We start from the raw sequence: 10,513 nt of genomic DNA on the forward strand, positions 1-10,513 counted from the left end.
GCACGTCAGCGGTTGAGCCCCCAGGAGGCGTTCCAAAGGTCCGCGGGCGACGAGCAACGCCAGACCGATGCCGCGCACCACGGTCGGGAGGCATCTGCGGACCGGGAGGGAACTACCTCACGCGCTCATTGCTGGGAAATGCCCTGTGGAATATGCAGGCCATCGATCACCACATGAGGTGAGAACGGGCATTTCCGATTTGCGCGTCGTTCTGGGCGCGATAGGTTTTGACCTGGTTCCGCTGCTGCGGGATTTCTCGATTCCCAGGTAGGAGTCCGCGTGGTCGATGCGTGCTGCATTGCGGCGCGGATTCTGCTGCTCGAAAAATTATTTATGAAAGGGTTTTTCGAATGCGTTCTGCCAAGCGCGTCATCGCCGTCACCGCCCTGGGCCTGCCGCTTCTGTTCGGTGCTCCTGCCATGGCTTTTGCCGACGGCGGCCACCACGGGGACGGCGGCAAGCCCTGCCACTCCAAGAAGTGTCACGGCGAGAGCCAGAGCCAGGTGCAGGACCAGGACGCCAGCACCGAGCAGTCGAACTCCAACGTTTCGCCGATCTACCAGTGGAGCGTGGGCAGCAAGGGCGAGCAGAACGCGGTGAACTGGGTCGACCAGGACAACACCAGCTCCACCGAGCTGAACGCCGGTGCTTGGGAATTCGACGACTGAGGTCGCACTGACCGCCACTGAGTCAGCACAGTGGCAGCGGCTGCTCGGCCCGGCGACCAGATCGCCGGACCGGGCAGCTCATCCAGGTGCAGCCCACCGAAGCGAAGCCGCGGTTCAGTCCTCGTCCTGAACCGCGGCTTCGCGTTGCTCGGGTTGTTCTGCACATCCAGCGATTCGATCTCCGATTCCTCCGCCGGCCGGTGTAGGGGATTTCCTTAGCCGAGTGGGGGAGTTCCTGCGTCTCGGGCAGGGAAGCACCAGTTGTTGTCGGGGTCACCCGAAAATTAGCGTACCCGGCACGCCGCCGTTCGCCGGCTCGGGTGTTCGCCGATTTCGGCAGGCCTGACGAGACCACTGGATTGCAGAGGGCGCATTGCCGATGACCGACGAATTGTTGCCCGAGACGCGAAAATCGTACCGCTACCAGTGGTACGTGGTGGTGGTCTGCATGATCGCCTACGTCTTCTCCTTCGTCGACCGGCAGATCCTGTCGCTGATGATCGAGCCGATCAAGCGCGACCTGGACCTCACCGACACCCAGTTCAGCCTGCTCAACGGGCTGGCGTTCTCCCTGCTGTACTCGTTCATGGGGTTGCCGATCGCGCTCCTCGCCGACAAGCGCTCCCGCCCGCTGATCATCTCGATCGGTGTCGCCTTCTGGAGCCTGGCCACCGCGCTTTCCGGCCTCAGCAAGGGATTCGTGCACATGTTCCTGGCGCGGATCGGAGTGGGCGTCGGGGAAGCCGCGCTGTCCCCCGCGGCGTACTCGATGTTCAGCGACATGTTCCCGAAGAGCAAGCTCGGACGGGCCTACGGCATCTACTCGCTGGGCTCGTTCATCGGCGGTGCGGCCGCGTTCATCATCGGCGGTTACGTCATCAACCTGCTCAAGTCGGTCGACGCCGTCGCGCTGCCGCTGGTCGGCGAGGTGCGGGCCTGGCAGTTGACGTTCCTGATCGTCGGGCTGCCCGGGCTCCTGCTGGCGCTGCTGGTGTTCCTGACCGTGCGCGACCCGGGGCGCAGGGGGCTCAAGCACAACGCCGACGGCGGAGTGCAGAAGGTCGCGTTGCGCAACGTGTTCGCGTTCCTGTGGAGCCACCGCAAGACCTTCGCGATGCACTACCTGGGATTCTCGCTCTACGCCCTGGTGCTGTTGGGGATGATGGCGTGGACCCCCGCGTTCTACATGCGCGCCTTCGGGCTGAGCCCGACCGAGACCGGCTACCTGCTGGGTGTCGTCGTGCTGGTGGCCAACGGCAGCGGGGTGCTCTTCGGCGGCTACCTGGTGGACCTGCTGTCCAAGCGCGGGCACTCGGACGCCGCGATGCGCGCCGGGGTGATCGGCGCGGTGGGCATGACGGTTCCGGTCATCGCGTTCACGCAGGTGGGGAACCTGTGGGCGTCGCTGGTGCTGCTGGCGGTGGCGATGTTCTTCGCCTCGTTCCCGATGCCCGCCTCGACCGCCGCCATGCAGGTGCTCAGCCCCAACCAGATGCGCGCCCAGGTGTCGGCGATGTTCCTGCTGATCTCCAACCTGATCGGCCTCGCGCTGGGCACCGCCCTGGTCGCGCTGGTCACCGACCGGGTCTTCGGGGACGAGAAGATGGTCGGTTCGTCGCTGTCCCTCGTCTACGGCCTGGCATCGGTGGTGACCGTCCTGCTCCTGTGGCGCGGGTGCAAGCACTTCCGGCGCAGCCTCTCGCGTGAAAAGCTGCTCGCGGAGCAGCGCGACGTCGTGGCAGCCAGCTGAATTCCGACACGAGAAGGGTCCGACGAGTTGAGAATCGCAGTCCTCGGAGGCGGGCACGGTTGCTGGGCCGCAGCAGCGGAACTCGCCGAGAACGGCCACGACGTGCAGTGGTGGCGACGCGACGCAGCGGCGCACCAGGCCCTCAGCGCGGCAGGCGCCATCACCGTCCGCGACCACCGCGGCACCCGGCAGGTGCCGGTGGGCGACGCGGACGGCGCGATCCGGCCGGTCACCGACCTCGCCGAGGCGGTGCGCGGTGCCGCGCTGATCGTCATCCCGCTGCCCTCGACCACCCACGAGGACTTGGCCGAGCGGCTCGCTCCGCTGCTCAGCGACGGCCAGGTGGTCTTCCTGCCGCCGGGAACCCTCGGTTCCGTGCTGTTCGGCAAGGCGATGGTCGACGCGGGCAACTCCGCCGACGTCGCCTTCGCCGAAACGGGCACGCTGCCGTACCTGGCCCGCAAGCACGGCAGCACCGAAGTGGTGGTCAGCGGCTACGCGACCCGCCTGCCGACCGGGGTGTTCCCGAGCCGGCTGGCCGAAGAGGCGTTCGGCGTGCTGCGCGAGGCCTACCCGAGCGTGGAGACCTCGGAGGACGGGCTCAGCGGAGCCCTGATGAACGCCGGGCCGATCATCCACCCGCCGCTGATCATGATGAACGCCGGTCCGCTGGAGCACTTCGACGCCTGGGACATCCACAACGAAGGCACCCAGCCCTCGATCCGCCGGGTCACCGACGCGCTGGACGCCGAGCGCATCGCGCTGCGCGAGGCGCTCGGCTACGGCGCCCCGCACTTCCCGCTGGCCGACCACTACGCGGTCGACGGCGAGGAGTGGATGTACGGCCGCGCCGCGCACGAGAAGCTGACCGACAGCGGCGACTGGCGGGAGAAGATCGACCTGCTCAGCCACCGCTACATGCTGGAGGACACCCGGCTGGGCCTGTCCCTGCTGGTGTCGGTCGGCCGGTGGGCGGGGGTGCCGACCCCGGTCGCGCAAGGCCTGCTGAGCATGGCCTCGGCGATCACCGGCCGCGACCTCTACGCGGAGGGACGCACGCTGGAGGGCTTGGGGCTGGCGGAGCTGTCCCGCGACGACCTGGCGCAGCTGCTGGAGGAGGGGTTCAAGTCGTGACCGACGAGATCGCGGTGGTCGGCGCCGGCCGGATGGGCGAGGGCATCGCGCTGGCCTGCCTGGCGGTCGGCATGCCGGTGGTGCTGGCCGACGTCAAGGAACGCACCGACGACGAGCGCCGCGCCTACGGCGAACGCGTCCGCGAGCGGTTGGCGGAGCAGCTGCGCACCAAGCTCGGCGACGACGCGGCGCTGGCGGGGCTGACGGTGTGCGACCGGGAGTCGGCGAAGCTGGCCGACGCGACCGTGGTGTTCGAGGCGGTGCCGGAGGTCATCGAGGTCAAGCGCGACGCGCTGGCCTGGGTCCGCACCCAGGTCGGCGAGTCCGCGGTGATCGCCTCCACCACCTCGACGTTCCTGGTCACCGAGATCGCCGAGCTGGTCGACCGACCGGGCCGCGTGGTCAACGCCCACTGGCTCAACCCCGCCGACCTGATGCCGCTGGTCGAGGTCAGCCGCAGCGACGACACCGACCCGGACGCGGTAGCGACGCTGACCGGGCTGCTCGAGCGCATCGGCAAGGTCCCGGTGGTGTGCGGTGCCTCGGCGGGCTACATCGTGCCCCGCCTGCAGGCGCTGGTGATGAACGAGGCCGCCCGCATGGTCGAGGAGGGCGTGGCCACCGCGGCGGACATCGACCTGGCGGTCCGAGCGGGCCTCGGCCCGCGCTTCTCGGTGCTCGGGCCCCTGGAGTTCATCGACTGGGGCGGCGGCGACATCCTCTACTACGCGTCCCGCTACCTGAAGTCGCAGCTCGGAGACCGCTTCCAGCACCCGGACGTGATCGAGCAGAACATGACGGCCCACCGCCGAGGCCTCCAGGACGGCACCGGCTTCTACCACTACGACCCCGACGGAGTCCCGGACTACCGAACAGCCCGAATGCGCGAGTTCGAAGAGATCTTCCGCCTCCGAGAACCAGAACTCCGCAACGGAACCCCGATCCCGACCCGACCGGAGGACTGACCAACGACGGGCCAGGTGCGGCAGTCGAGGTTGGGGTGCCGTGAGCACTTTCTGGCGCCATAGCACCAAGAAGTGCTCACGGCCCTGGACCAGCGCTGATGCAGCACGACGCTAGGAGATCGGCCGTTCCGCTGCCTCGGTTGCGAGGCGTCGTTCGGCGAGGGTGGCGAGGAAGCGGGCGTGGTCCGGGAGGACGGTGTCGTCGAAGACGGCTCGTGATGAGTGGAGCGGGGCCCAGTCCTCGGGGGCGATGTCCGCTGGGCCGACGCCGAGGTGGCCGTAGGAGCCCGGGATTTCGTCGAGGACTCGGGAGAAGTCCTCGGAACCCGTCTTCGGGTGGGGCAGGGTTTCGAAGCGGTTCTCGCCGAAGAGGTCCTTCGCCGTCGATGCCCAGAACTCGGCGTGGTGCGGGTCGTTGATCGTGGCCGGGAGCACGCGTTGGAACTTCGCGGTCGCGCTGAGACCGTGGGCTTCGGCGATGCCGTTGACGAGGTCGGGCAGCTCGCGCTCCAGGCGGTCTTCGACCTCCGGGCTGAAGCAGCGGATGCCCGCCTTGAACTCGGCGCTGTCCGGGATCACGTTCGGTGCCGTGCCGCCGTGGAACTCGCCGACGGTGAGGACGACCGGGTCGAAGACGTTGAAGCGGCGCGTGATGTAGGTCTGGACCGCTCCGATGATCTCGGCCCCGACCTGGATCGGGTCGCGGGTCTGGAACGGGCGGGAGCCGTGGCCGCCGCGGCCGTTGACGACGACGTCGAGCTGGCAGAACGCGGCCATGTAGGAGCCCGGGCGGTTGGTGAACAGCCCGGCCGGCGCGTCGGAGGTGACGTGGAGGCCGTACGCGCCGCACGGCCGGGAACCGGCGGCGTCCAGGACGCCCTCGTCGATCATGAGCTGGGCGCCGTCGAAACCCTCCTCTCCGGGCTGGAACATGAAGATCACGTCTCCTTCGAGCTGCGCTCGCGCGGCCGACAGCAGCCTGGCCGCGCCGACGAGGCCCGCCACGTGGAGGTCGTGCCCGCAGGCGTGCATGGCGCCGTTGCGGGAGGCGAACGGCAGGCCCGTCCGCTCGGACAGCGGCAGTGCGTCCATGTCACCGCGCAGCAGCACGGAAGGGCGGTGGGATGTGCCGGAGCCTCCGCGCAGCACTGCGGTGACCGAGGTGGCGTTCGTGCCGGTGGAGATCTCGAGATCGAGCCCGCGGAGCGCTTCGAGGACGAGACCCTGCGTCCGGGGCAGGTCGAGGCCGATCTCGGGAACCTGGTGGAGCTCGCGGCGCAGCGCGATCAGGTCGGCGGTGAGGCGGTCGGAGCTCTGCGGCTCCTGGTGCGCGAGTGCGGTCATTCCAGCATCTTCCAGGTCGGTCGGGGTGGGGCGTTCGGGGACGTGGGGGGACGTGTCTTTTTAGCATCGGAACCCAGCTCAACCCCCGTGACACCGCTCGGAGCGCGATCACGGGCTTGTCTTGTGCGTTCTCGCCGCTCGAAGTCCATTGTGGAGCCGATCGTCCTGCGACGGTCGACGCGCTTGAGCCGCAGCCCGCACAGGCGGATCGTCAGCGTCGGGAGCCTGAGAAGGGCAGCGGTCGATCCCGCTTCTGCCGCGGAGGCCGTGGCTGTTGCTCGGTGGTGACCATCTGCTCTGGGGTGGTGGTGTGGTGCGGGTGGAGAATGGGGTGGGACAGCCGGGTTGTTCGGCGCCGGGGTGTGGGGAGAGGTTGCGATGCACTACGGAGGCGGTTGGGCGCTCTGGGGGCTGATGTCGATCATCGGCATGGTGCTGTTCTGGGTGCTGCTGATCGTTGCGATCGTCGCGTTGGTGCGTTATTTGCAGCGCACTGCGCGGTCCGAGTCCGGTTCCACGCGCGCCGAGGAGGTGCTGGCCGAGCGGTTCGCTCGTGGGGAGATCGACGAGGAGGAGTACCGGCGCCGGCTGGAGACGTTGGTCGAGCACCGGCGCAAGAGATGACCGGCGGGGTCCGACCGCGCGTTCGGGCTGGGGCCCGCCCGGTCGGACGGACCCCAGCCCGCGGAGGGGTCAGCGCTTGAGCAGGAAGGTGAAGTCGCCGGAGCGCTTTCCGCTCAGGCGGGTTGCCGAAACGAGATTCCCCTCGTCGATCAGCCTCTCGACCTCGGCTCGCGAGAAGCCGAAACCTTCGGCGATCAGCCGCACCGGCCGGACGGGGATCCGCGCCGCGAAGCGGACCGCGACGTCGATCGCCTCGTCCTCCGGCTGATCCGCGCCGCTGGTGTCGAGGCGCCAGGCGCCGTCCCAGTCGAGGCCGACGCGATTGCGGCGCTGCACGACCGGATCCTGGAGCAGCTCGGCGGCCAGACCGGGATCGTTGCCGTGCATCCGGTCCAGCAGCTCAGGTCGTACGGAGCGCACGTTCACCCGCTCCAGGACCGTCAGCTTCGCCGTGTCCCCGCAAGCGGTGCAGAGCACCAGGAGCCAGGCATCGAGGAGCTTGTGGTTCGCGTTGATGCGGAACTTGCCGTTCGCCCGGAATCGCTCGAACGCGCACGCGTGGCAACGACGGCGGACGAGCGGCAGGCAGGTGGGGGCCACCACCCAATTGGTGAGCACAGGAGTACACCTTTTTCCATGAGAAATCCGCAGCAAGGAGAAGCGCGGCGCACTTGCGCGACGCGCGACAAATCAGCTCTCGGGAGGTCTCACGCGATGTACAACGGCACGTCCTCGGCTCGACGACTCGGTCCGGCGGCACTGTAGCGGCGCGCAGCGGAGGTGGTCCACTGGTTTTTCCGTGCGGCTCCTCGCTCTGCAGCCGGGGAATTGCTGGGCGGCCGTTGAGGTTGATCACGGCATGACTCAAGGACCGACGCCTCGCAAGCTGTCCGACGCAGCCCTCTCGGGCCTGCTCGGTGAGCAGCAGTTCGGCACGCTCGCCACCGTCAAGCGCAGTGGCCACCCCCATCTGACCACCATGGCGTACAGCTGGGATCCCGAGGCCCGCATCGTGCGGTTCTCGACGACGGCGGACCGGGTCAAGGTCGGGCACCTGCGGCGCGACCCGCGTGTGGCGCTGCACGTGCGGGGCGGCGACGTGTGGTCGTTCGCCGTCGCCGAAGGTGACGCCGAGGTTTCCGAGCCCACTACCGCTCCCGGCGACGCAGTCGGGCGGGAACTGCTCGAGATGATCCCGGCAGCCGCCAAGCCGGAGGACGAAGGCGCGTTCCTGGAGCAGCTGGTTGCCGAGCGCCGGGTGGTCATCCGGTTGAAGGTGGACCGGCTGTACGGCACGGCACTCGACATCGACAGCTAGGGCGACCGTTCGAACGTCCTTGGTGACGAAGTGCCCTGATCCCGGGTGCGGCGCATGCCGCAGGCTGGACGAGATCCGGTACGGGGGAGGGGGCGGTCGGGATGGTTCGCAAGCCGGTGGTGGTGGGGTACGACCTGACGGAATCGTCCCGCCGGGCGGTGTGGTGGGCGGCGCGTGAAGCCTCCAGCCGCCGTCTGCCGCTGCTCCTGGCGCACGTGCTCACCTGGCCGCTCGAGGAGCACGTGCGGGTCGTCGTGGAGGGCGACGAGCACGTTCGGATCGTCGTGCCGGGCGAGGGGCCGCCGTTGCAGGACGTCCTGCGGCGGGAGCTGGGTGCGCTGGTGGAAGGCTGCCAGCAGATCGCCCCGGAGCTCGAGGTGCGCGACGAGATGAAGTACGGGGATCCCGCCGAGGACCTGGCCGAGCTGGCGGAGGACGCCGAGCTGCTGGTGCTCGGCGGCCCGCGCATCGAGGTGGAGCTGGGCGCGCTGGGCTCGACATCGGCGGAGCTGCTGACGCGTCGCACCGGAGCCCCCGTGGTGGTGGTCCGCGGTGTTCGCGAGGAACCGAACTCCGGGGCGGTGGTGGTGGGCGTCGACGGGTCGGCGCACAGCCGGGAGGCCATCGCGTTCGCCTACGACTTCGCCGCGCGCCACGGTGAGGAGCTGGTCGCGGTGCACGCGTGGAGCGACCTGCCGCTGGACCCGTTCACGTGGATCGAGCACTGGGAACTGCCGTGGGGCGAGGTGCGGGAGGAAGCCATGGAAGTGCTTGCTTCGTGCCTGGCCGGGTGGAGCGAGCACTATCCCGACGTGAAGGTGCGGCGCGTGGTGAGCCCGGAGAAGCCTGCGGATGCACTGCTCCGGGAGGCGCAGGACGCGGCGTTGGTGGTGGTCGGCAGCCACGGCAGGGGACCTGTTCGCCGCGCGCTGCTGGGTTCGGTGAGCCACGCGGTCGTCAACCGGGCGCAGTGCCCGGCTGCAGTGCTGCGCGCCGTGTGAGCCGTTCACGAACCCGTCGCGTTGCGGACGACGGCCACCGGGCACTGCGCGTGGTGCAGCACGCCCGCCGCGACTGAGCCCAGCAGGAGCCCGGTGAAGCCGCCGCGACCGCGGTGCCCGACGACCAGCAGGCGGGCGTCTCCCGCAGCAGCGGCCAGCTCCTCCACCGGGTGTCCGCGTGGCGCGACCTTGCGAACCGGCACGTTCGGGTGGGAGTCGGCCCAGCCCGCCAGCTGCTCGGACAGGGCCCGCAGCGCTTCGTCCCGCAGTTCGGCCAGCTCGTGCCCCATGGGCGGCACGACCGGTGCGGACTCCGGGAACTCCCACACCTGCACGGCCACGAGCTCGCACCCGTACCGGGCCGCGGAGTCGAACGCGTACCGCAGAGCGGCCTGGCTGTGCGGGGAGTTGTCCAGGCCGACCACCACCGGCCCGCTGCTGCGGTGCTCCCGGACCACGACGACCGGGCACCGCGCGTGCGCAGCCACCTTGGCGCTGACCGAACCCAGCAGCGTCGCGGCCAGGGCGCTGCGCCCGCGCGAGCCGACCACGATCAGCTCCGCGTCGTCGGAGCGCTCGATCAGCACGTCAGCGGGGGCGCCGTGCGCGACCTCCGAGGTGATCTCCAGGTCCGACCGGTTGCTGGCGAAGCGGTCCTCGACGGCCCCGACGGCTTGCCACGCCTCGTCGGCAGCGCGCCGGTCGCCGATCACCACCACGAACCGCACCTGCTCGGCGTTGCGGAGCTCGGCCTCGTCAACAGCCCACATGGCGACCGCCAGCGACGTCGGAGAACCGTCCACGCCGACGACCACCCGTCCACTCGATCCCATGCCGCCCCCTCGTCGCGGACGTACCAGTCCACTCCGGGTACCCGGATCGAGCCCGGTGCATGAGCCCCGTGCAGGGGCGGTTTCCGAAGAATTCAGCCGGGGGAGCAACCCCGTTGGGCGCGGTGCGTCTTTGCCAGTGAGGAAGCGGTGAGGGAACCGCTGGTACGACTGGGGAAAAGGGGAGCATGATGCTCAAGCACCACCGCATTGCCATGGCCGCCGCCGGTGTCCTCGGGGGAGCGTTGCTGATCACCGGTTGCGGAGCTGCCTCGGCGCTGCCGTCGGCGCCGGACGCGGGCAATGCCGGCACGGCTTTGACCGGGGACATCGGTACGTCGAACTGCTCGGAGGCCGATTTCATCGCTTCCGCTTCCCCTGTGGAGGGTTGGCCCGGCAGTTTCCTGGTGACCTACGGGAATCGGTCGGACAAGGTGTGCACGATCAACGGCGGTGTTCCCAACCTGCACGGGGTGGACATGACGAATTCGCCGATCGAGCAGCTGCCGGTGGAGGACGTGCGGATTCCCGACGTGCCCAAGGAGTTCACGCTCAAGCCGGGTGACGTGGTGTACGCGGGCATCTTCGTGGTCCCGGGTGACAAGGGTGACCCGAACTCGTACGTGCTGACCGGGTTCCAGTCCTCGCTGCCGGACATGTCAGAGGAGCAGAACGTGAACATCGTCGGCGACGGACCGGTGGAGATCACCGCGAAGCAGCTGCAGGTCACCTCGCTGGCGACCAACCCGGACGACCTGATGAAGTGAGGTTTTCCATCCTCGTTTTGTGTGGCGGTGCGGGTGGCGGAACCTCAGCGCCCGCCTGGTCTCCGGGTGCCCGACTTTATGTATGCCAATACACGGCAGTCGGGCCGTCCTC

Annotated in this window: 11 protein-coding genes; 8 read left to right on the plus strand and 3 right to left on the minus strand. The window is 69.1% G+C overall.

Going from position 1 to position 10,513, the window contains the following annotated elements; genetic code table 11:
* Positions 1 to 350: 350 nt before the first annotated feature.
* The 4 genes from ABTZ89_RS29005 (at position 351) to ABTZ89_RS29020 (ending at position 4,517) form a co-directional block, all read left to right on the plus strand.
* Positions 351 to 668, plus strand: coding sequence for a hypothetical protein (locus ABTZ89_RS29005; RefSeq protein WP_351050564.1), 318 nt, complete (start codon positions 351 to 353; stop codon positions 666 to 668).
* Between the two features lie 379 nt (positions 669 to 1,047).
* Entirely contained in the window at positions 1,048 to 2,418 is a 1,371-nt protein-coding gene (locus ABTZ89_RS29010) for a spinster family MFS transporter (protein ID WP_270947761.1), read from the plus strand.
* Between the two features lie 27 nt (positions 2,419 to 2,445).
* Positions 2,446 to 3,552: an NAD/NADP-dependent octopine/nopaline dehydrogenase family protein gene (locus tag ABTZ89_RS29015; RefSeq protein WP_351050568.1), complete on the plus strand. Its 1,107-nt coding sequence runs from the start codon at positions 2,446 to 2,448 to the stop codon at positions 3,550 to 3,552.
* Positions 3,549 to 4,517: a 3-hydroxyacyl-CoA dehydrogenase NAD-binding domain-containing protein gene (locus ABTZ89_RS29020; RefSeq protein WP_351050571.1), complete on the plus strand. Its 969-nt coding sequence runs from the start codon at positions 3,549 to 3,551 to the stop codon at positions 4,515 to 4,517. Before ABTZ89_RS29015 ends, ABTZ89_RS29020 begins: the two co-directional genes overlap by 4 nt.
* A 111-nt stretch (positions 4,518 to 4,628) precedes the next feature.
* Here the strand turns inward: ABTZ89_RS29020 and ABTZ89_RS29025 are convergent, their stop codons facing one another.
* Entirely contained in the window at positions 4,629 to 5,861 is a 1,233-nt protein-coding gene (locus ABTZ89_RS29025; protein ID WP_351050574.1) for a M20 metallopeptidase family protein, read from the minus strand.
* 378 nt (positions 5,862 to 6,239) lie between these two features.
* Between ABTZ89_RS29025 and ABTZ89_RS29030 the strand changes: the two genes are divergently transcribed.
* Complete coding sequence (locus ABTZ89_RS29030) at positions 6,240 to 6,485, plus strand: SHOCT domain-containing protein (protein WP_270947757.1); 246 nt, start codon at positions 6,240 to 6,242, stop codon at positions 6,483 to 6,485.
* A gap of 69 nt (positions 6,486 to 6,554) precedes the next feature.
* Here ABTZ89_RS29030 and ABTZ89_RS29035 read toward each other — a convergent pair whose 3' ends face one another.
* Complete coding sequence (locus ABTZ89_RS29035) at positions 6,555 to 7,103, minus strand: DUF1062 domain-containing protein (protein WP_351050577.1); 549 nt, start codon at positions 7,101 to 7,103, stop codon at positions 6,555 to 6,557.
* A 241-nt stretch (positions 7,104 to 7,344) separates the two neighbouring features.
* Between ABTZ89_RS29035 and ABTZ89_RS29040 the strand changes: the two genes are divergently transcribed.
* Both ABTZ89_RS29040 and ABTZ89_RS29045 read left to right on the plus strand, forming a co-directional pair.
* Positions 7,345 to 7,803, plus strand: coding sequence for a PPOX class F420-dependent oxidoreductase (locus tag ABTZ89_RS29040; RefSeq protein ID WP_351050580.1), 459 nt, complete (start codon positions 7,345 to 7,347; stop codon positions 7,801 to 7,803).
* Positions 7,804 to 7,904: 101 nt separating this feature from the next.
* Positions 7,905 to 8,804, plus strand: coding sequence for a universal stress protein (locus ABTZ89_RS29045; RefSeq protein WP_351050583.1), 900 nt, complete (start codon positions 7,905 to 7,907; stop codon positions 8,802 to 8,804).
* 5 nt (positions 8,805 to 8,809) lie between these two features.
* Here the strand turns inward: ABTZ89_RS29045 and ABTZ89_RS29050 are convergent, their stop codons facing one another.
* Positions 8,810 to 9,637 (minus strand): universal stress protein, encoded by an 828-nt coding sequence (locus ABTZ89_RS29050; protein WP_270947753.1) that lies wholly within the window; start codon positions 9,635 to 9,637, stop codon positions 8,810 to 8,812.
* A 185-nt stretch (positions 9,638 to 9,822) separates the two neighbouring features.
* Here ABTZ89_RS29050 and ABTZ89_RS29055 point away from each other — a divergent pair, with 185 nt between their 5' ends.
* The gene (locus ABTZ89_RS29055; RefSeq protein WP_351050587.1) at positions 9,823 to 10,401 is read left to right on the plus strand and encodes a DUF4232 domain-containing protein; all 579 of its coding nucleotides are present in this window, start codon (positions 9,823 to 9,825) and stop codon (positions 10,399 to 10,401) included.
* The last annotated feature ends 112 nt before the right edge of the window (positions 10,402 to 10,513 follow it).

The sequence above is a fragment of the Saccharopolyspora sp. NPDC002686 genome, assembly GCF_040295745.1.
In the GTDB taxonomy this organism is placed as follows: Bacteria; Actinomycetota; Actinomycetes; order Mycobacteriales; family Pseudonocardiaceae; genus Saccharopolyspora; species Saccharopolyspora oryzae.